Origin of the sequence: Mycobacterium sp. IS-1264 (genome assembly GCF_001954195.1) — a bacterium.
Lineage (GTDB): Bacteria > Actinomycetota > Actinomycetes > Mycobacteriales > Mycobacteriaceae > Mycobacterium.
Genome location: NZ_MBES01000002.1, coordinates 32890 through 52883, shown reverse-complemented (window position 1 = coordinate 52883; position 19994 = coordinate 32890). Strand labels below are relative to the sequence as shown.

18 protein-coding genes are annotated in these 19994 nt (G+C 68.2%); 8 read left to right on the top strand and 10 right to left on the bottom strand.

What is annotated here, in order from left to right:
* Positions 1-32: 32 nt before the first annotated feature.
* Positions 33-1415 carry a sigma 54-interacting transcriptional regulator gene (locus A5744_RS00255; protein ID WP_076057597.1) on the top strand — a complete coding sequence of 461 codons (1383 nt, stop codon included), beginning with the start codon at positions 33-35 and terminating at the stop codon, positions 1413-1415.
* Entirely contained in the window at positions 1408-3393 is a 1986-nt protein-coding gene (locus tag A5744_RS00250) for a VWA domain-containing protein (protein ID WP_076057596.1), read from the top strand. Before A5744_RS00255 ends, A5744_RS00250 begins: the two co-directional genes overlap by 8 nt.
* A 12-nt stretch (positions 3394-3405) precedes the next feature.
* On the opposite strand, the gene A5744_RS00245 is transcribed toward A5744_RS00250, so the two are convergent.
* From A5744_RS00245 to A5744_RS00215, 7 genes are all read right to left on the bottom strand, one after another.
* Positions 3406-4008 carry a DUF1707 domain-containing protein gene (locus tag A5744_RS00245; protein ID WP_170874387.1) on the bottom strand — a complete coding sequence of 201 codons (603 nt, stop codon included), beginning with the start codon at positions 4006-4008 and terminating at the stop codon, positions 3406-3408.
* Positions 4009-4120: 112 nt separating this feature from the next.
* Positions 4121-4891, bottom strand: a complete 771-nt coding sequence (locus A5744_RS00240; RefSeq protein WP_076057595.1) for an enoyl-CoA hydratase family protein — start codon at positions 4889-4891, stop codon at positions 4121-4123.
* A complete protein-coding gene (locus A5744_RS00235; protein ID WP_076057594.1) occupies positions 4891-6057 on the bottom strand; it encodes an acyl-CoA dehydrogenase family protein in 1167 nt (388 codons plus the stop codon). Before A5744_RS00235 ends, A5744_RS00240 begins: the two co-directional genes overlap by 1 nt.
* The gene (locus A5744_RS00230) at positions 6054-8039 is read right to left on the bottom strand and encodes a biotin carboxylase N-terminal domain-containing protein (protein WP_076057633.1); all 1986 of its coding nucleotides are present in this window, start codon (positions 8037-8039) and stop codon (positions 6054-6056) included. The genes A5744_RS00235 and A5744_RS00230 overlap by 4 nt, the downstream gene beginning before the upstream one ends.
* 5 nt (positions 8040-8044) lie before the next feature.
* On the bottom strand, positions 8045-9634 hold the full coding sequence (locus tag A5744_RS00225) for an acyl-CoA carboxylase subunit beta (protein WP_139331178.1): 1590 nt from the start codon (positions 9632-9634) through the stop codon (positions 8045-8047).
* Positions 9635-9636: 2 nt separating this feature from the next.
* Positions 9637-10785: an acyl-CoA dehydrogenase family protein gene (locus A5744_RS00220; RefSeq protein ID WP_076057592.1), complete on the bottom strand. Its 1149-nt coding sequence runs from the start codon at positions 10783-10785 to the stop codon at positions 9637-9639.
* The gene (locus A5744_RS00215; RefSeq protein WP_076057634.1) at positions 10782-12485 is read right to left on the bottom strand and encodes an acyclic terpene utilization AtuA family protein; all 1704 of its coding nucleotides are present in this window, start codon (positions 12483-12485) and stop codon (positions 10782-10784) included. Before A5744_RS00215 ends, A5744_RS00220 begins: the two co-directional genes overlap by 4 nt.
* Positions 12486-12712: 227 nt before the next feature.
* On the opposite strand from A5744_RS00215, the gene rpmF reads away from it, so the two are divergent.
* The 6 genes from rpmF to A5744_RS00185 all read left to right on the top strand — a co-directional run bounded on the left by rpmF (position 12713) and on the right by A5744_RS00185 (position 18182).
* Positions 12713-12886 carry a 50S ribosomal protein L32 gene (gene rpmF, locus A5744_RS00210; protein WP_076057591.1) on the top strand — a complete coding sequence of 58 codons (174 nt, stop codon included), beginning with the start codon at positions 12713-12715 and terminating at the stop codon, positions 12884-12886.
* Between the two features lie 240 nt (positions 12887-13126).
* A complete protein-coding gene (gene mprA, locus A5744_RS00205; protein ID WP_076057590.1) occupies positions 13127-13813 on the top strand; it encodes a two-component system response regulator MprA in 687 nt (228 codons plus the stop codon).
* Entirely contained in the window at positions 13813-15348 is a 1536-nt protein-coding gene (locus A5744_RS00200; protein WP_076057589.1) for a HAMP domain-containing sensor histidine kinase, read from the top strand. Before mprA ends, A5744_RS00200 begins: the two co-directional genes overlap by 1 nt.
* 73 nt (positions 15349-15421) lie before the next feature.
* Positions 15422-16882 carry a trypsin-like peptidase domain-containing protein gene (locus A5744_RS00195; protein ID WP_076057588.1) on the top strand — a complete coding sequence of 487 codons (1461 nt, stop codon included), beginning with the start codon at positions 15422-15424 and terminating at the stop codon, positions 16880-16882.
* A complete protein-coding gene (locus tag A5744_RS00190) occupies positions 16882-17427 on the top strand; it encodes a MogA/MoaB family molybdenum cofactor biosynthesis protein (protein ID WP_076057587.1) in 546 nt (181 codons plus the stop codon). The genes A5744_RS00195 and A5744_RS00190 overlap by 1 nt, the downstream gene beginning before the upstream one ends.
* Positions 17428-17756: 329 nt before the next feature.
* Complete coding sequence (locus A5744_RS00185) at positions 17757-18182, top strand: MscL family protein (protein ID WP_076057632.1); 426 nt, start codon at positions 17757-17759, stop codon at positions 18180-18182.
* Positions 18183-18194: 12 nt separating this feature from the next.
* Here the strand turns inward: A5744_RS00185 and A5744_RS00180 are convergent, their stop codons facing one another.
* The 3 genes from A5744_RS00180 to A5744_RS00170 form a co-directional block, all read right to left on the bottom strand.
* Positions 18195-18863, bottom strand: a complete 669-nt coding sequence (locus A5744_RS00180) for an SAF domain-containing protein (RefSeq protein ID WP_076057586.1) — start codon at positions 18861-18863, stop codon at positions 18195-18197.
* A gap of 66 nt (positions 18864-18929) precedes the next feature.
* Entirely contained in the window at positions 18930-19277 is a 348-nt protein-coding gene (locus tag A5744_RS00175) for an FmdB family zinc ribbon protein (protein ID WP_076057585.1), read from the bottom strand.
* A 73-nt stretch (positions 19278-19350) separates the two neighbouring features.
* A complete protein-coding gene (locus A5744_RS00170; protein ID WP_076057584.1) occupies positions 19351-19947 on the bottom strand; it encodes a 5-formyltetrahydrofolate cyclo-ligase in 597 nt (198 codons plus the stop codon).
* Positions 19948-19994: the final 47 nt, after the last annotated feature.

The window sequence follows — 19994 nt, the reverse complement described above, 5'->3', positions numbered from 1 at the left end:
TGATGCGGGTGGCCAACGCGTAGCTTGGAGAGGTGGCATCACCGAATAACCTGCCCCGCACGGTCGGCGAACTGCGCGCAAGCGGCCATCGTGAACGCGGAGTCAAGCAGGAAATCCGAGAGAACCTGCTGACCGCGTTGGCCGAGGGCGATGAGGTCTGGCCGGGCATCCTGGGTTTCGACGACACCGTCTTGCCGCAGGTGGAGCGGGCGCTGATCGCCGGCCACGACTTCGTCCTGCTGGGCGAACGCGGCCAGGGCAAAACCCGGTTGTTGCGGGCGCTGGCCGGGCTGCTCGACGAGTGGACACCGGTGATCGGCGGTGCCGAATTGGGTGAGCATCCCTACACGCCGATCACACCCGAGTCGATCCGGCGGGCCGCCACGCTCGGCGACGACCTGCCGGTGGCCTGGAAGCACCGCAGCGAACGCTATACCGAGAAGCTCGCCACGCCCGACACCAGCGTGGCCGACCTGGTCGGTGACATCGACCCGATCAAGGTGGCCGAGGGCCGCAGCCTCGGCGACCCGGAGACCATCGCCTACGGGCTGATCCCGCGGGCCCACCGCGGCATCGTGGCGGTCAACGAACTGCCCGATCTCGCCGAGCGCATCCAGGTGTCGATGCTCAACGTCATGGAGGAGCGCGACATCCAGGTCCGCGGCTACACGCTGCGCCTGCCGCTGGATGTGTTGGTGGTGGCCAGCGCGAACCCCGAGGACTACACCAACCGAGGCCGCATCATCACGCCGCTCAAGGACCGCTTCGGCGCGGAGATCCGGACGCATTACCCGCTGGAGCTCGAGGCCGAGGTGGGCGTGATCACCCAGGAGGCACACCTGAGCGCGCAGGTCCCGGACTACCTGGTCCAGGTGATGGCCCGGTTCGCCCGCTACCTGCGCGAGTCCAGTTCGGTCGACCAGCGCTCGGGGGTGTCGGCGCGGTTCGCGATCGCCGCGGCCGAGACCGTCGCGGCCGCCGCGCGGCATCGCGGCGCGGTGCTGGGGGAGACCGATCCCGTGGCCCGCGTGGTCGACCTCGGCACGGTGATCGACGTGCTGCGCGGCAAGCTGGAATTCGAGTCCGGCGAGGAAGGCCGCGAACAGGCGGTGCTCGAACACCTGTTGCGCCGCGCGACCGCCGATACCGCGTCGCGGGTCCTCGGCGGCATCGACGTCGGCTCGCTGGTGGCCGCGGTCGAGGCCGGTTCGGCGGTGACGACGGGTGAGCGGGTGTCGGCCAAGGACGTGCTGGCGGCGGTGCCGGGGCTGCCGGTGGTCGACAAGATCGCGAAAAAGCTGGGCGCCGAATCCGAAGGCGAGCGTGCCGCGGCACTGGAACTCGCGCTGGAGGCGCTGTACTTGGCCAAGCGGATCGACAAGGTGTCCGGGGAGGGCCAAACCGTTTATGGCTAAAGGGCACTCGTCGCGCTACTCGGCGTACACCGGCGGGCCCGACCCGCTGGCCCCGCCGGTGGATCTGCGCGAGGCGCTCGAGCAGATCGGGCAGGATGTCATGGCCGGCACGTCGCCGCGCCGCGCGCTGTCCGAGCTGCTTCGCCGCGGCACCAAGAACATGCCCGGCGCCGACCGGCTCGCGGCCGAGGCCAACCGCAGACGACGGGACCTGTTGCGCCGCAACAACTTGGACGGCACGCTGCAGGAGATCAAAAAGCTGCTCGACGAGGCCGTGCTAGCCGAACGCAAGGAGCTGGCCCGCGCGCTCGACGACGACGCCCGCTTCGGCGAACTGCAGCTGGACTCGCTGCCGGCCTCGCCGGCCAAAGCTGTTCAGGAGCTTTCCGACTACAACTGGCGCAGCGCCGAGGCGCGCGAAAAGTACGAGCAGATCAAGGATTTGCTCGGCCGCGAGATGCTGGACCAGCGCTTCGCGGGTATGAAACAGGCGCTGGAGGGCGCCACCGAAGAGGATCGCCAGCGCGTCAGCGAGATGCTGGATGACCTCAACGAGCTGCTGGACAAGCACGCCCGCGGTGAGGACACGCAACAGGACTTCCAAGACTTCATGGACAAGCACGGCGAATTCTTCCCGGAGAACCCGCGCAATGTCGAGGAGCTGCTGGACTCGCTGGCCAAGCGCGCCGCCGCCGCGCAGCGTTTCCGCAACAGCCTGAGCCCCGAGCAGCGGGCCGAGCTGGATGCCTTGGCGCAGCAGGCATTTGGTTCACCGTCGTTGATGAACGCGCTGAATCGGCTCGATGCGCACCTGCAGGCCGCTCGGCCGGGGGAGGACTGGACCGGCTCCGAGCAGTTCTCCGGTGACAACCCGTTCGGCATGGGTGAGGGGACTCAGGCGCTGTCCGACATCGCCGAGCTGGAGCAGCTGGCCGAGCAGCTTTCGCAGAGCTATCCGGGCGCCACGATGGACGACGTCGATCTCGACGCGCTGGCCCGTCAGCTTGGCGACGACGCCGCCGTCGACGCCCGAACGCTCGCCGAACTGGAACGCGCGCTGGTGAACCAGGGTTTCCTGGATCGTGGTTCCGATGGCCAGTGGCGGCTTTCCCCGAAGGCCATGCGCAGGCTCGGCGAGACGGCGTTACGCGATGTGGCGCAACAGCTTTCCGGTCGGCATGGTGAGCGTGATCATCGTCGGGCGGGGGCCGCCGGCGAGCTGACCGGCGCCACCCGGCCCTGGCAATTCGGTGACACCGAGCCGTGGAACATCTCGCGCACGCTGACCAATGCGGTGCTGCGGCAGGCGGGAACCGCGACGCTGGAGGACGGGGCCGGACCGATCCGGATAACCGTCGACGACGTGGAAGTCTCCGAGACCGAAACGCGCACCCAGGCGGCGGTGGCGCTGTTGGTGGACACTTCGTTTTCGATGGTGATGGAGAACCGCTGGCTGCCGATGAAGCAGACGGCGCTCGCGCTCAATCATCTGGTATGCACGCGGTTTCGGTCGGATGCGTTGCAGATCATCGCGTTTGGCCGGTACGCCCGGACGGTGACCGCGGCGGAGCTGACCGGCCTGGAAGGCGTCTACGAGCAGGGCACCAACCTGCATCACGCACTCGCGCTGGCCGGGCGTCACCTGCGCCGGCACCCCAACGCGCAGCCCGTCGTGCTGGTGGTGACCGACGGCGAGCCGACCGCGCATCTGGAGGACTTCGACGGTGAGGGGTCTTCCGCGGTGTTTTTCGACTATCCGCCGCATCCGCGGACCATTGCGCACACCGTGCGCGGGTTCGACGAGATGGCCCGGCTCGGCGCGCAAGTCACAATCTTCCGGCTGGGCAGCGACCCCGGCCTGGCCCGGTTTATCGACCAGGTCGCGCGGCGCGTGGAGGGACGTGTCGTGGTGCCCGATCTCGACGGGCTGGGCGCCGCGGTGGTGGGCGACTACCTGCGATCCCGACGCCGTCGCTGACGGCTTTCGTGACTACCCGCGGGACCGGCGGGCCTTACGCCTGATGCCGACGCCGCCCCAGAACGACCAGCCGCGAATCTTGACCTTCGGCGCTCCCGGCGTGCCCTGGCCCAGGACGGCGCGGTCGAAGCCACCCATCACGCCGCGTCCGTGGATTTCGACGTTGACTTCGGGGGGCAGCAGGAAGTTCTGCACGCCCATGATCGAGATCGCGTGAATGTCGACCTCGGTTGAGGTGAAGTCGGCGTAACGCAAGTCCACGACCCCGCTGCCCCAGAGGGTGAAGGTGGTCAGCTTCTTCGGGACATTCCATCGGCCGCGACGCTCGAATCCGCTCATCAACGCCAGCAGCAGGGTGGAGGGCGCCGGATTGAGCTTGCTGCCCCGGCGCGGGATCATCGTCGAACCCGGCAGGTCGGCCCGCAGCTGGTCCAGCTCCTCGTACGTGGTCGCGGCGTATGCCTTGGTCAGGCGGTCTTCGTAGTCCTTGAGCTGCAGGCGGCCCTGTTCGGCGGCGTAAGCGAGCAACTGCGCGATCTGGATGCGATCGGTGTCGCCCGCCCGCGACGATTGGTCGCGTGTGTCGTTTGCTTCGGGCTGCGCTGGGTTGCTCATCATCCACGAGCGTACGACGTAGAAGTTTTGCTGCAAGTGGGTTGGCTAAACTGCAACCTTCCTCCCAGGCCACGCTCGATCGTCAGGCCCGTTCCCCCATCCCCGCTGGTAGTTAGACGTTTGCCCAACGAGGCGGACGTTTCTGCAGGAACGCGAGCATGCCTTCCCGCGCTTCGTCGGAGACGAACAGCCGCGCCGACTCCTCGCAGAGCCGCTCAGCGTCGCGATCGAACCCTTCCAGCACGGCGGCCGTCGTCAACGCCTTTGACGCCGCGAGGCCCTGTGGAGAGCCGCGGCTCACGTCGGCGACCAAGTTCGCTACCGCGGCGTCCACGTCCTCGGCCGCCATCGTGATCAACCCGATCTCCGCGGCCGCGGCGGCGTCGAACGTCTCGCCGGTGAGGTAGTAGCGGGCGGCGGCTCTCGAAGACATCTTCGGCAGCAGCGTCAGCGAGATGATCGCCGGCGCCACCCCGATGCGCGCCTCGGTCAGCGCGAAGGTACTGCGCGGACCCGCGACCGCGATGTCGCACGCGCCGACGAGCCCGAACCCGCCGGCCCGGACGTGCCCGTTGATCGCGGCGATCACCGGCAGCGGCGATTCGACGATGGCGCGCATCAGCGCGGTCATTTCGCGGGCCCGGCCCACGGCCAACTCGAACGGATCCCCGTCGCCGGCCTCGCTCAGGTCTGCCCCGGCGCAGAAGGTGCCACCGGTGTGGCCCAGCACGACCACCCGCACTTGCGGGTCCGCGGCAGCGTCGCGGAGTCCCCGATGCAGTTGATCGACCAGAGCCGTCGACAGCGCGTTGCGGTTGTGCGGGGAGTTCAGCGTCAGCCGGGCGACGTGCCCGTCGACCGAGTATTCGACGACGGCATCCATCAGTACGACCGAGGCAGGCCCAGCGATGTCTGTGCGACGAAGTTCAACACCATCTCGCGACTGATCGGGGCGATTCGGCCCAGCCGGGCGGATGTCAGCATCGCGGCGACGCCGTATTCCTGCGTCAGCCCGTTGCCGCCCATCGATTGCACGGCCTGGTCGACCGAGCGCGTAGCCGCCTCGGCCGCAGCGTATTTGGCCATATTGGCGGCCTCGGCCGCGCCCATGTCGTCGCCGCTGTCGTAGAGCGTCGCCGCCTTCTGCATCATCAGCTTGGCGAGCTGGACCTCAATGTGGCACTGCGCCAACGGATGTGACAGCCCCTGGTGCGCGCCGATCGGGGTGGACCAGACCTGCCGGGTCTTGACGTAGTCCACGGCCCTCTCCAGCGCGAACCGCCCCATGCCCACCGAGCTGGCCGCGCCCATGATCCGCTCGGGGTTCAGGCCCGCGAAAAGCTGTGCGATGGCGGCGTCCTCGGCCCCGACGAGCGCATCCGACGGCAGCCGGACATCGTCGAGGAAGACCTGGAACTGCCGTTCGGGGCTGATCAGCTCCATGTCGATGGGGGTATAGGTGAAGCCGGGAGCATCGGTGGGCACCACGAACAGCGCCGGGCGCAGCTTGCCGGTCTTGGCCTCCTCGGTGCGAGCCACCACCAGCACCGCCTGCGCCTGGTCGATGCCGGAGATGAAGACCTTCTGGCCCTTGAGAATCCAGTCGCTACCGTCGCGACGGGCGGTGGTGATGATCTTGTGCGAGTTGGATCCGGCATCCGGTTCGGTGATGGCGAAGGCCATCGTCAACGAGCCGTCCGCGATGGCGGGAATCCAGCGCTTCTTTTGCTCCTCGGTACCGAACTTGCTGATGATCGTGCCGTTGATGGCGGGCGACACCACCATCAGCAGCAGTGCGCTCCCTGCGGCGGCCATCTCCTCCATCACTAGCGACAGCTCGTACATACCGGCGCCGCCACCGCCGTACTCCTCGGGCAGGTTCACCCCGAGAAATCCGAGTTTGCCTGCCTCGGACCATAACTCGTCGGTGTGCTCGTGTGCGCGCGCCTTCTTCAGGTAGTACTCGGCGCCGTAGCCAGACGCCCACGCGGCCACCGACTTGCGCAGCGCCTGGCGCTCCTCGCTCTCGATGAAGCTGGTATCGGTCATTTTGGATCTCCTTCTTGGAACGGCGCCTCGACTCGCGCGAGGACTGCGCCGACTTCGACTTGCTGACCGGCCGTGACGTCGAGCTGGGTGAGCACGCCGTCGGTCGGTGCGGTGATGGTGTGCTCCATCTTCATCGCCTCCAGCCAGATCAGCGGCTGACCCGCGGTGACGGCCTCGCCGACCGCGGCACCGAGGCGGATGACGTTGCCGGGCATGGGCGCCACGAGGGATCCCTGCTCGACGGCCGAACCGGGTTCGGGGAACCGTGGCAGCGCGATTAAGTGAACGGGCCCGCGCGCGGAATCGACGTGGATGTCGTGGCCGTAGCGCGCAACCGCGAAACTGCAGGCGACACCCGCGGCGTCGGATAGCACGACTTCATTTTGCGTCGCCGACACCAATGCCACGGACTCGTCTCCGGCGAGCACCAATCCGGTTCTGGTGAACCGGTATTCGACCCGGTGCTCGGTGTCAGCGTCGTCGCGGTAGCTCTTGACCTGGAAGCCGGAGGCCAGATTGCGCCAGCCGCTCGGGACCGCGGCGAACACGTCGGCCGTCGCGCGATTGTGTGCGGCGTCGGCGAGCGCGGCGGCGATCGCGGACAACCGGACCGTCGCGTCGTCGGCCAGCGGGGCGGACAGCCCGGCCAGGCCGTGCGTGTCGAAAAACGCCGTATCGGTGGCGCCGTCGAGAAAAGCCGGGTGGCGAAGCACGTTCACCAGCAGCTCGCGATTGGTGCGCAGGCCGTGCAGGCGGGCGCGGGCCAGCGCATCGGCGAGCACCAACGCGGACTGCCGGCGCGTCGGCGCATAGGAGATGACTTTGGCCAGCATCGGGTCGTAGTAGATCGACACCGTCGAGCCGGCGACGATGCCGGAGTCCAGCCGGATCCCGGTCCGCCGTCGCAGCGAGCCGAACTCGGCTGCGACCGAGGGCACGTCGATGGTGTGCACCAGCCCGGCCTGCGGCTGCCAGCCGTGCGCGGGATCCTCGGCGTAGAGCCGGGCCTCGATCGAATACCCTTTGCCGGCCGGGGGTTCGGCATCGAGGCGGTCGCCGTCGGCCACCGCGAGCTGCAGCTCGACCAGATCGAGCCCGGTGGTCTCTTCGGTGACCGGGTGCTCGACCTGCAGCCGGGTGTTCATCTCCAGGAAGTAGAACTCGCCCTCGTCGTCGGCGAGGAACTCCACCGTCCCGGCGCCCGTGTAACCGATGGCGCCGGCCGCCAGCCGCGCCGCGTCGAACAGCTTGGCGCGCATGCCCGGTGTGCGCTCGACCAACGGCGACGGCGCCTCCTCGATGATCTTTTGGTGGCGGCGCTGGATCGAGCACTCCCGTTCCCCGACGGCCCACACGGTGCCGTGGGTGTCGGCGATGACTTGTACCTCCACGTGGTGTCCGGTGGGCAGGTAGCGCTCGCAGAAGACGGTGGGGTCGCCGAACGCGGATTGCGCCTCACGCTGCGCCGCGGCGACTTCGCCTGGCAGCGACGATAATTCGCGAACCACCCGCATGCCGCGGCCGCCGCCGCCGGCGGACGCCTTGACCAGCACCGGCAGCTGGTCCTCGGTGACGGTGTCGGGATCGAGTTCGTCGAGCACCGGGACGCCGGCGGCGGCCATCAGCTTCTTGGCCTCGATCTTGGAGCCCATCGCGCGCACCGCGTCCACCGGTGGCCCGACCCACGTCAGGCCGGCCTCTTGCACCGCGGCCGCGAATTCGGCGTTCTCGGAAAGGAATCCGTACCCCGGGTGTACGGCGTCGGCGCCGGCGGCGCGGGCCGCGGCGATGATCGCTTCGGCGTTGAGGTAGTCATTGGTCTTGGACAGCCGTACCCGCGCGTCGGCCTCGGCGACGTGCGGGGCGGCGCCGTCGGGATCGGTGTAGACCGCGACGGTGCCCAGGCCGAGGCGCCGGCAGGTGGCGAAGACCCGCCGGGCGATCTCGCCGCGGTTGGCGACCAGCACTCGAGTGATTCCCATCAGGCTCACATCCGGAAGACGCCGAAGTTCGACGTCCCTTTGATCGGGCCATTGGCGATGGCGGACAAACACATTCCCAGTACCGTGCGGGTGTCCCGCGGGTCGATAACGCCGTCGTCGTAGAGCATCCCGGACAGCACTAACGGCAGCGACTCGGCCTCGATCTGCCCCTCGACGGCGGCCCGCATGGCCGCATCGGCTTCCTCGTCGACCTGATCCCCGCGGGCCTGGGCGGCCGCGCGCGCCACGATCGACAGCACACCCGAGAGCTGGGCGCCGCCCATCACCGCGGCCTTGGCGCTCGGCCAGGCGAACAGGAACCGGGGATCGTAGGCCCGCCCGCACATGCCGTAGTGCCCGGCGCCGTAGGACGCGCCGATCAGCAGCGAGATGTGCGGGACGGTCGAATTCGACACGGCGTTGATCATCATCGATCCGTGTTTGATCATGCCGCCTTCTTCGTAGTCCTTGCCCACCATGTAGCCGGTGGTGTTGTGCAGGAACAACAGTGGCGTGTCCGAGCGGTTGGCGAGCTGGATGAACTGGGTGGCCTTCTGCGACTCCTCGCTGAACAACACGCCGCGCGCGTTGGCCAGGATGCCCAGCGGATAGCCGTGCAGCCTCGCCCAGCCGGTCACCAGCGACGAGCCGTACATGGCCTTGAATTCGTCGAATTCGGAGCCGTCGACGATGCGGGCGATCACCTCGCGCGGATCGAAGGGGATGCGCAGATCCGGCGGCACGATGCCGATCAGCTCCTCGGCGTCGAACAGCGGCTCCGTCACGGGACTGGGCGCCGGGCCCTGCTTGACCCAATTGAGCCTGGCAACGATGCGGCGCCCGATCCGCAGCGCGTCCAGCTCGTCGACGGCGAAGTAGTCCGCCAAACCCGATGTGCGGGCATGCATTTCGGCACCGCCCAGGGATTCGTCGTCGGACTCCTCGCCGGTGGCCATCTTCACCAGCGGCGGACCGGCCAGGAAGACCTTCGAACGCTCCTTGATCATGACCACGTGGTCGGACATGCCGGGGACGTAGGCGCCGCCCGCGGTGGAGTTGCCGAACACCAGCGCGATGGTGGGGATGCCGGCCGCCGAAAGCCGGGTGAGATCCCGGAACATCCGCCCGCCGGGGATGAAGATTTCCTTCTGCGTGGGCAGGTCCGCGCCGCCGGATTCGACGAGCGAGATGACGGGAAGGCGGTTCTCGAAGGCAATCTGGTTGGCCCGCAGGATCTTCTTCAGCGTCCACGGATTGCTGGTGCCGCCTTTGACCGTCGGGTCGTTGGCGACGATCATGCACTCCACGCCGGACACCGCGCCGATGCCGGTGACCGTGCTGGCGCCGATCTGAAAGGCGCTGCCGTAGGCGGCCAGTGGGCTCAGTTCCAGGAACGGGGAGTCCGGGTCGACGAGCAGCTCGATGCGTTCCCGGGCGGTCAGCTTGCCGCGGGCGTGATGACGCTCGACGTACTTGGGCCCGCCGCCCCCAAGCGCTTTGGCGAGCTCGGCCTCGATTTCGACGAGCTTTGTGTTCGCCGCCGCCGCCGCCTCGGCGTAGGTGTCGGCCTTCGGATCGAGGGTGGACTTCAACACCGTCATGATTGGAATCCCAGGGTCTTGGCGGCCAGTGCGGTGAGGATTTCGGTGGTTCCGCCGCCGATGCCCAGGATCCTCATGTCCCGGTATTGGCGTTCGACTTCGGATTCGGCCATGTAGCCCATGCCTCCGAACAGCTGAACGGCTTGGTTGGCAACCCATTCCCCGGCTTCGACGGCCGTGTTCTTGGCGAAGCACACGGATGCAATCAGGTTGGTCTCGCCGGCCAACTGGCGCTCGACCACGTGGCGTGAGTAGACGCGGGCGACGTCGATGCGCCGGGCCATCTCGGCCAGCGTGTTCTGCACCGACTGGCGCGATATCAGCGGGCGACCGAACGTCTCCCGATCGCGGCACCACTGCACGGTCAGGTCAAGACACCGCTGCGCGCTCGAATATGCCTGCGCGGCAAGGCCGATCCGCTCGGCGACGAACGCTTGGGCGATCTGTGCGAATCCGCTGTGCTCGGCGCCGACCAGGTTGGCCCGGGGCACCCGCACGTCGGTGTAGGACAGCTCGGCGGTGTCGGAGGACCGCCAGCCCATCTTGTCCAGCTTGCGGGTTACCTCGAAACCGGGTGTGCCCTTCTCGACCAGGAGCAGCGAGACCCCGGCCGCGCCCGGACCGCCGGTGCGCACCGCGGTGACGACGTAGTCGGCGCGCACTCCGGAGGTGATGTAGGTCTTGGCCCCGTTGACCACGTAGTGGTCGCCGTCCAACACGGCGCTGGTTCGCAGGTGCCCCACATCCGAACCGCCGCCGGGCTCGGTGATGGCCAGCGATCCGATCTTCTCGCCGGCCAGGGTAGGCCGGACAAACTCGTCGATCAGCCGCTCGTCGCCGGATGCGATCATGTGCGGCACCGCGATTCCGCACGTGAACAGCGACGCATAGACGCCGCCGGGCGTGCCGGCCTGATGCATTTCTTCGCAGATGACCACCGCGTCGGCGCCGTCCCCGCCTCCGCCCCCGACCGTCTCGGGAAAGCCGGCGCCCAGCAGGCCGGCCGCACCGGCGCGACGGTGTAGCTCGCGCGGCAGGTCGCCAGTGCGCTCCCACTCGTCGACGTTGGGCAGGATCTCGCGTTCTGCGAAGGAGCGCACCGTCTTTCGCAATTGTTCGCGCTCCGGCGTGGTCCAGATATTCACAACAGCCTTTCGGGGATGTCGACGTAGCGGCTGCGCAGCCATTCGCCCAGTCCTTTGGCCTGAGGATCGAAGCGCGCTTGGTAGGCGACCCCCTGGCCCAGGATGCCGTCGACGACGAAGTTGACCGCGCGCAGGTTGGGCAGCACATGGCGGGTGACGTCGAAGTCGGCCGCCTCGGGCAGCAGGTCCTTGAACAGTTCGACGGTCAGGGTGTTGGCCAGCCAGCGCCACTGTTCGTCGGTGCGCACCCAGACGCCGACGTTCGCCGAGCCGCCCTTGTCGCCGCTGCGCGCCCCCGCGATGCGGCCCAGCGGCACCCGTCGCGTCGGGCCGGCCGGCAACCGGTCGGGCAGCTGGGGGGTATCCGCGGGTGCCAGCTCCAAAGTCTCAGTGGCGCAGGCGATGTCGGTGCGACTGCCGTCGGCGTGCACCGCGATGTGCGGCACCTGGGCCGCGTCGACATAGCCGGGCGTGAAGACGCCGTAGACCTGGCCGTCTCCCGGCGGTGCGGTCACGGTGAATCCCGGATAGCTGGCGAGCGCCAATTCCACTGCGGCCGAAGAGAACTGACGTCCGACGTTGGCGGGATCGGGGTCGCGGACGACGCAGCGCAGCAACGCGCTGGCGGCTTCCTCGGTGTCGGCATCGGCGTGGTCGGTGCGGGCCAGGGTCCATTCCAGTTCGGCGGGTTTGACTGTGAGCGCGGCCTCGAGCTGGCGACGCACCAAGTCGGCCTTGGCCTCGATGTCCAGTCCGGTCAGCACGAACGTCATGGTGTTGCGGAACCCGCCGATGCTGTTCAGCGATACCTTCAGCGTGGGCGGCGGTGGCTCGCCGAGCACGCCGCTGATCCGCACCCGGTCGGGACCGTCGGCGGACAGTTCGACGCTGTCCATCCGGGCTGTCACGTCGGGGTTGGCGTAGCGGGCGCCGGTGATCTCGTAGAGCAGCTGGGCGGTGACGGTGTCGACGCTCACCAGGCCCCCGGTTCCCGGGTGTTTGGTGATCACCGACGACCCGTCGGCGTTGACCTCGGCGAGGGGGAAGCCCGCGTAGGTCAGGTCGGGTACTTCGGTGAAGAACGCGTAGTTGCCGCCGGTGGCCTGGATGCCGCACTCGATGACGTGGCCCGCCACCACGGCGCCGGCGAGTTCGTTGTAGTCGGTGCGGCCCCAGCCGAAATGCGCGGCGGCGGCCCCGACGATCACCGAGGCGTCGGTGACCCGCCCGGTGACCACGACGTCGGCCCCGTCGGCGAGGCAGTCGGCGATGCCCCACGCGCCCAGGTAGGCGTTGGCGGTCAGCGGCGTGCCCAGCCCCAGCTCGGCCGCGCGCGGCTGCAGGTCGTCGCCCTCGACGTGGGCGACCCGGGCCGCGATGCCGAGGCGCTCGGCCAGCGCGCGGACGGCGTCGGCGAGCCCGGCGGGGTTGAGGCCGCCGGCGTTGGCGACGATGCGCACTCCGCGGTCGCAGGCCTCGCCGAGGCAGTCCTCGAGTTGGGTCAGGAAGGTCTTCGCATAGCCGCGTTCGGGGTGTTTCATCCGGTCGCGGCCCAGGATGAGCATGGTGAGCTCGGCCAGATAATCGCCGGTCAGGTAGTCGACGTCGCCGCCGGTGAGCATTTCGCGCATCGCCGAAAGCCGGTCGCCGTAGAAGCCCGAGCAGTTCGCGATCCGGACGGGGCCGGCGCGAGAGACCATGCACACACTCCCTTCGATGGGATCGAGCCAACCAACCGGTAGGTCAGCATAGCCGGACGCCGACAGCAGCGTGAATACCAGCATGCTCCGGCCGCCTCGGCTCCCGAAAGACAGGAAGCTCCGGCGGCCGCCGTTTTGGCGCCCAGCAGGCCAGCGACTATTCTGATGGGCAATCGTCGCCATTCGGCCGACCGACCCGAACCCCGATCAAGGAGTAAGGCCCGACCATGGCCACACCCAAGCGCAGGATGTCGCGCGCGAACACCCGAAGCCGCCGCGCGCAGTGGAAGGCCACCAAGACCGAGCTCGTGAGCGTGACGGTGGCAGGTCAGCAGCACAAATTGCCCCGTCGGCTGCTCAAGGCGGCCCGCCTGGGTCTGATCGACCTCGACCGGCGCTAGGGGTTTTCGCGACCGCCAATGTCGCGCCGTCACAGCTGCCACATGCGTATCTGGCCCGGCAGCCACACGATTCGCCCGCCTCACAGCGACAATTCCTGCGGCTAGCGCAGTTGTCGCGCTGAGGCGGGCAAAAAGGGCATCCCCTCCCGGGCAGATGCCGGTGTGACCTCTGTGACGAGATCGGGCTAAACCGGCGCGCCTCTCAGGCCGCTCTCAGACGCTAGGACGAAACTAGTTGCCGTGCGGATTCTTGTCGTAGACGACGATCGCGCGGTGCGTGAGTCGCTGCGCAGGTCACTGTCGTTCAACGGATACTCGGTCGAGTTGGCCCATGACGGGGTCGAAGCCCTGCACATGATTGCCAGCGACCGGCCCGACGCGCTCGTTCTGGATGTGATGATGCCGCGGCTGGACGGTCTCGAGGTCTGCCGTCAACTCCGCAGCACCGGTGACGACCTGCCCATCCTCGTGCTCACCGCGCGCGATTCGGTCTCCGAGCGGGTGGCCGGCCTGGACGCCGGCGCCGATGACTATCTGCCCAAGCCGTTCGCTCTCGAAGAGCTGTTGGCGCGCATGCGGGCGCTGTTGCGTCGGACCAAGCCTGACGACGCCGCCGAGTCGGTTGCCATGACGTTCTCCGATCTGACCCTGGACCCGCTGACCCGCGAGGTCACCCGCGGACAACGCCGAATCAGCCTGACCCGCACCGAATTCGCCTTGCTGGAAATGCTGATCGCCAATCCGCGCCGGGTGCTCACCCGCAGCCGCATCCTCGAGGAGGTGTGGGGATTCGACTTCCCCACCTCGGGCAACGCGCTGGAGGTCTACGTGGGCTATCTGCGGCGCAAAACCGAAGCCGACGGTGAGCCGCGTCTGATCCACACGGTGCGCGGGGTTGGCTACGTCCTGCGGGAGACGCCGCCCTGATGGTCCGGTTCCACCACCGCCGGGGCGCACCGCTACGAGCGACCAGCTCGTTGTCCTTGCGTTGGCGGGTGATGCTGCTGGCGATGGCGATGGTAGCGATGGTCGTCGTGCTGATGGCATGCGCCGTGTACGCGGTGATCTCGGCGGCGCTCTACAGCGACATCGACAACCAATTGGAGAGCCGCGCGCAGCTGCTGATCACCAGCGGATCGCTGGCCGCCGACCCCGGCAAGGCCATCGAGGGCACCGCCTATTCCGATGTCAACGCGATGCTGGTGAACCCGGGCCACTCGATCTACACCGCCAACCAGCCCGGCCAGACGCTACCGGTCGGCACGGCCGAGAAGGCCGTCATCCGCGGTGATTTGTTCATGTCGCGGCGCACCGCCTCCGACCAACGGATCCTGGCCATCCACCTGCCCAACGGCAGCTCGCTGCTGATCTCCAAGAGCCTCAAGCCGACCGAAGCGGTCATGACCAAATTGCGGTGGGTGCTGCTGATCGTCGGGGGGATCGGTGTCGCCGTCGCCGCGGTGGCCGGGGGAATGGTCACCCGCGCCGGTCTGCGCCCGGTGGCCCGGCTGACCGAGGCGGCCGAGCGGGTGGCACGCACCGACGACCTGCGTCCCATCCCGGTGTTCGGCAGCGACGAATTGGCAAGGCTCACTGAGGCATTCAACTTGATGCTGCGGGCGTTGGCCGAGTCGCGGGAACGCCAGGCGCGGTTGGTCACCGACGCCGGCCACGAATTGCGCACCCCGCTGACCTCGCTGCGCACCAACGTCGAGCTGCTGATGGCCTCGATGGAACCGGGGGCGCCGCGGCTGCCGGAGCAGGAGATGGTCGATCTGCGGGCCGATGTGCTCGCGCAGATCGAGGAATTGTCCACGCTGGTGGGCGATTTGGTGGACCTGACCCGGGACGACGCCGGCCAGGTGGTGCACGAGACCGTCGACATGTCCGAGGTCATCGATCGCAGCCTTGAGCGAGTCAGGCGGCGGCGCAACGACATTCACTTCGACGTCGACGTGATCGGGTGGCAGGTGTACGGCGATGCCGCCGGGCTGTCACGGGCGGCGTTGAACCTCATGGACAACGCGGCCAAGTGGAGCCCGCCCGGCGGTCATGTCGGTGTCACGATGCGCCAACTGGACCCGTCGCACGCCGAGCTCGTGGTCTCCGATCATGGGCCGGGGATCCCGCCGCACGAGCGTCGCCTGGTCTTCGAGCGGTTCTACCGGTCGACGACGGCAAGGGCGATGCCCGGTTCGGGGTTGGGACTGGCGATCGTCAAGAAGGTGGTTCTCAACCACGGCGGGTTACTGCGCGTCGAAGACACGGTTTCGGGAGGACAGCCGCCGGGAACATCGATTTACGTGCTGCTGCCTGGCCGGCCGATGCCGGTTTCGACGGAACCCACGCCCGCTTCCGACGCCACGACCGACTCCGCCGTGACGGTCCCCGGCAACGGCGCGAACTCTCGGGGTTCGGCGAACGTTATCTCAGTGGACTCTCAGTCGGCGCAGGCAAGGTAGTTGCAGTTACTGTTGGAAATCGAGCCAAGTCGAGCCGACACACGCCCAATTAGAGGAAGAGCGACTTAGCGACATGACGAATGACCCGAGGTATTCGCCACCGCCGCAGCAGCCGGGATACCGCGCGCCTAATCAGCCTGTGCCCCCCGCTTATGCCCAGGGGCAGCAGCCGCCGTACAACCAGCAGTTGGATTGGCGCTATCAGCCCTCGCAGCCTTCGCAGCCGACGCAGACCACGCAGTTCCGTCAGCCCTACGAACCGTTCGGCGGAACCGGGCCGGGCCCCATACCCGGCGGCACCGGGCCGGGTCGGATACCCGGCGGGACGGGTGCGGGTCCGATTCCCGGCGCTACCGGCCCGATCGGGATGCTGCCCCCGATGCCACCCCCACCCCAGAAGCGTTCGCGCGCGGGCCTATTGACGGTCGGGGCGGTCGCGATCGCGGTGGTGTCGGCGGGTATCGGCGGCGCCGCCGCCACGGTCGTCGAGCTGGGCACGCACACCGCGAGCGGCGGCGGCACCGGGCTGATCCCGGGGGCCGCGCCCAGCATCCCGGCCGCGAACATGCCGCCCGGCACCGTCGAACAGGTCGCCGCCAAGGTGGTGCCCAGCGTCGTCATGTTGGAGACGGACATGGGCCGCGCCTCCGAAGAGGGCTCCGGCATCGTCCTGTCGGCCGATGGGCTGATCCTGACGAACAACCACGTCGTCGCCGCGGCGGCCAAGCCGCCGAACGCCCCCGGCGGGCCCGGGGGACCGGCCGGTCCGCCGCCCAAGACGACGGTGACCTTCTCGGACGGCCGCACCGCACCGTTCACAGTGCTCGGCGCCGATCCCACCAGCGACATCGCCGTGATCCGGGTGCAGGGCACGTCGGGGCTCACACCGATCTCGATGGGCTCCTCGTCGGACCTGAGGGTAGGCCAGCCGGTGGTGGCGATCGGGTCACCGCTGGGCCTATCGGGCACGGTGACCACCGGAATCATCAGCGCGATGAACCGGCCGGTATCGACGACCGGCGAGTCGGGCAACCAGAACACGGTGCTGGACGCGATTCAGACCGACGCCGCGATCAACCCGGGTAACTCCGGCGGCGCGCTGGTCAACATGCAGGGTCAACTGGTCGGCGTCAACTCGGCGATCGCCACCCTGGGCGCCGATTCACCCGACGCCCAGAGCGGATCGATCGGCCTTGGCTTCGCGATTCCGGTCGACCAGGCCAAGCGCATCGCCGACGAGTTGATCAGCACCGGCAAGGCCACCCATGCCTCGCTCGGCGTCCAGGTGACCAGTGACAAGGCCACCCCGGGCGCCAAGGTCGTCGACGTCGTGCAGGGCGGCGCCGCCGCAACCGCCGGAGTGCCCAAGGGCGTGACCGTGACCAAGGTCGACGACCGCCCGATCAACAACGCCGACGCCTTAGTCGCCGCCGTGCGGTCCAAGGCACCGGGCGACAAAGTGTCGCTGACCTTCCAGGATCCCGGCGGTGGCAGCCGCACCGTACCGGTCACGCTCGGCAAGGCGGATCAGTGATGAGAGTCGATGAACCGCTGTCGGAGCTCGGATATACGGTGGCACCCATGGAAACGGGTGCGGAGTTGGTAGTCGGCCGGGCGCTGGTCGTGGTGGTCGACGATCGCACCGCCCACGGGGACGAGGATCACAGCGGACCGCTGGTCACCGAGCTGCTGACCGAGGCGGGATTCGTCGTCGACGGTGTGGTGGCGGTCGCGGCCGACGAGGTCGAGATCCGCAACGCGCTGAACACGGCGGTGATCGGCGGGGTGGACCTGGTGGTCTCGGTCGGCGGCACGGGTGTCACGCCGCGCGACGTCGCGCCGGAGGCCACCCGCGACATCCTGGACCGCGAGATCCTGGGCATCGCCGAGGCCATCCGCGCCTCGGGGCTCGCCGCGGGAATCATCGACGCCGGGTTGTCACGCGGGCTCGCCGGCGTGTCCGGAAGCACGCTGGTGGTCAATCTCGCCGGTTCCCGTTACGCGGTGCGCGACGGGATGGCGACGCTGAATCCGCTTGCCGCGCAGATCATCGGGCAGCTGTCGAGCCTGGAGATCTAACCGGTTGCCTCGAGGTTCCGCGGCGAGCAGGCCCTCCGGTCACGACCGGCACGGGGACGGCTCGATGTTCGGCGCCGAATCGGCTGAGAGGTCAACGGACCGGCCTGACTCGGACATCGACGAGCATGAGCAGTGGTTGCGTGAGAACGTGCCCCCACACCACGGTTGAGCAGAAGATTCGACCGAGGGTTTACGTTTGCCGGCGTCACGGCGCGGTCAACCTTTGATGACCAATCGTCGGGGCACTGTGTGATAGCGCACAAATGAACGTACCGTCTTTTCGGGCGGCGTCATGTTGCCCCGCAATGGGCAGTACGGGAGGTGTGCACGTGTTCAAGGGGTTCAAGAGTTTTGTGATGCGCGGTGACGTGATCACCGTGGCCATCGGTCTGGTTGTGGCCCTGGCCTTCTCGAATTTGGTCAAGGCCTTCACCGACAGCGTGATCAATCCGCTGGTCGCGGCCGTGCAGCCAGGTACGAAGTTCGGATTGGGTTGGCAGCTCGGCGAGGAAGGCAACAAGGCGACCTTCCTCGATATCGGATCGTTCATCTCGGCGATCATCTACTTCGTCGTCTTCATGACGGCCGTGTATTTCATGATCGTGGTGCCCTACAGGCACATCCAGGCCCGCCGTGGGGTCACGGTGTTCGGGGAGGAACCCTCGACCAAGGCATGCCAGGAGTGCATGTCCGACATCCCCGAGGCCGCGCACAAGTGCAAGTACTGTGCCAGCCCCCAGGACTCAGCCGCCTGATCCAGACGCCACTCAGTGCAGGGTGAGGGTTACCGCTTGACCCAGCGCCGAGCCTGCCACCGCGTTCGCTACGCGAGCCGGCAGCGCAACCAACACGACGCGGTCGCTGTCCGCCGCCTGGACCTTCTGCTTCGCAGAAACGAGCACGACCACGGCGTCGGTTGCTACCACTTTGGTGACGGCCGGAGTCCCCGCCGATGTGTCGGTCGCCGGGGCGGTCAGCACGTCGACGACATCGCCGACCCGCAGCAGGTCGATCAGGGCACCGTCCGCCAGGTGCAGCGGCACGATGCGGGCGCCGGGACCGGCCGTCGACTCCGCTAGCCGGCTGCCCAACACCCGAACGTCCGTGAGTACCTCGCCCCGTCGTGTCGGGCTGGCCAGCGTCGCGCCAACAACGGTTCCGAGGTTGGCTTGGGATCCGTCGGGAACCGTTGTGGCCAAACGCTTTTCGAGCCGGAGATCATCGGCGGTTAGTGCCGCGCCGGGGGTGAGGTCGCGGGAGGCCACGACGACGTCGACGCGATCACCGTCTGGATTCGAACGTAGCGCCGCGACGCCGGCCAGTACCACGAGCCCGCCCGCGGCGACGCGGCGCGCGAGCACCGTCCGGGTCCAGTCCGGTCGTAGCGACGCCGACAAGCGACGCCATAGCGTCGGATTCAGCGATGATTCGCCCACGCGGCAACGCTAGGCGCAGCGCCGCGAGCGCGATGGCGCCGGCGAAACCCGGCTGTGGATAACCCGTTAGGTCGAGGCGGCCGCGGTGGACGCAGTGGAGCTCGCGCTGGACTTCACGCTGGAGCCGTTCTTCTCGCTCGACGCCGAACTCGACCCGTTCTTGTCGCCCGAGGCCGAACTCGACCCGGAGTCGCTGGTGGACGAGCCGTTGGTCGAAGCCTTCGCCTTCTGGCCGGCCTCGCGGCTGTCGGTGCGATAGAAGCCGCTGCCCTTGAACACGATGCCGACGGAGTTGAACAGCTTGCGCAGCCGTCCGGAGCACTGCTCGCATGTCGTCAGCGCGTCGTCGGTGAAGGCCTGCACGATGTCGAAGCGGTTGCCGCACTCGGTGCATTCATAGCTGTAGGTCGGCACTTGTAACCTCCGTGAATGTAAGCCTGGTTAGCACTCTACATGCTCAAGTGCTAGAACCACCCTGTGAAGTGTCTCATTCCCTGCTGGGAGGCAGCGCGACGAGACCGCCGTTAGGCGTGATCACGTGGGTCATCGGCACGTCGTGCGGCTCGGCGGGCAACTCGTCGACGAACTCCGTGTCGCGCACCATCGCGATCAGCTGCGCTTGCCGGTTCCGGCCGTCCAGCGAGCGGTCATAGAAGCCGCGGCCGCGGCCCAGCCGCGCGCCCCGACGGTCGACCGCCAGCGCCGGGACGATAACCAGGGCGGCCTCGGCCAGCGCCGACTCCGGCAGCCAGGGCTCGCGCGGCTCGAGTAGCCCCCAGCGGCCGGAAACCAGTGCGCCCGGCCGGTATTCGCCCCACCGCAGCCGCATCGGGGTGCCGTCGGCGGTGGTGCGCGCGATCGGCAGCAGCACCCGCGCTCCCCGGCGCACCAACATGTCCAGCATGTCGATCGACCCGGGCTCGGTGCCCACGGGCGCGTACGCGCAGACGGTGCTGCCATTGCTGACCACGGGCTCCAGCCGCTCGGTGAGCAGCCGGGCCTCGGCGGCCCGAACGTCGTCGGCAACCTGCTCCCTGGCCGCCAGCAGCTGTTGCCGCAACGCGGCCTTGCCCGGGGTCGCCATGGCTCAACGATGACAGCCCGGCCTGTCGCGCCGCCACAACAAGGCCG

Excerpts from the sequence above, each read along its gene's own strand:
- A5744_RS00195 (WP_076057588.1), top strand. The coding sequence starts at position 15,422 with ATGACGAATGACCCGAGGTATTCGCCACCGCCGCAGCAGCCGGGATAC.
- A5744_RS00190 (WP_076057587.1), top strand. The coding sequence starts at position 16,882 with ATGAGAGTCGATGAACCGCTGTCGGAGCTCGGATATACGGTGGCACCC.
- A5744_RS00200 (WP_076057589.1), top strand. The coding sequence starts at position 13,813 with ATGGTCCGGTTCCACCACCGCCGGGGCGCACCGCTACGAGCGACCAGC.
- A5744_RS00235 (WP_076057594.1), bottom strand. The coding sequence starts at position 6,057 with ATGACCGATACCAGCTTCATCGAGAGCGAGGAGCGCCAGGCGCTGCGC.
- rpmF (WP_076057591.1), top strand. The coding sequence starts at position 12,713 with ATGGCCACACCCAAGCGCAGGATGTCGCGCGCGAACACCCGAAGCCGC.
- A5744_RS00250 (WP_076057596.1), top strand. The coding sequence starts at position 1,408 with ATGGCTAAAGGGCACTCGTCGCGCTACTCGGCGTACACCGGCGGGCCC.
- A5744_RS00215 (WP_076057634.1), bottom strand. The coding sequence starts at position 12,485 with ATGGTCTCTCGCGCCGGCCCCGTCCGGATCGCGAACTGCTCGGGCTTC.
- A5744_RS00240 (WP_076057595.1), bottom strand. The coding sequence starts at position 4,891 with ATGGATGCCGTCGTCGAATACTCGGTCGACGGGCACGTCGCCCGGCTG.
- A5744_RS00245 (WP_170874387.1), bottom strand. The coding sequence starts at position 4,008 with ATGAGCAACCCAGCGCAGCCCGAAGCAAACGACACACGCGACCAATCG.
- A5744_RS00170 (WP_076057584.1), bottom strand. The coding sequence starts at position 19,947 with ATGGCGACCCCGGGCAAGGCCGCGTTGCGGCAACAGCTGCTGGCGGCC.
- A5744_RS00230 (WP_076057633.1), bottom strand. The coding sequence starts at position 8,039 with ATGGGAATCACTCGAGTGCTGGTCGCCAACCGCGGCGAGATCGCCCGG.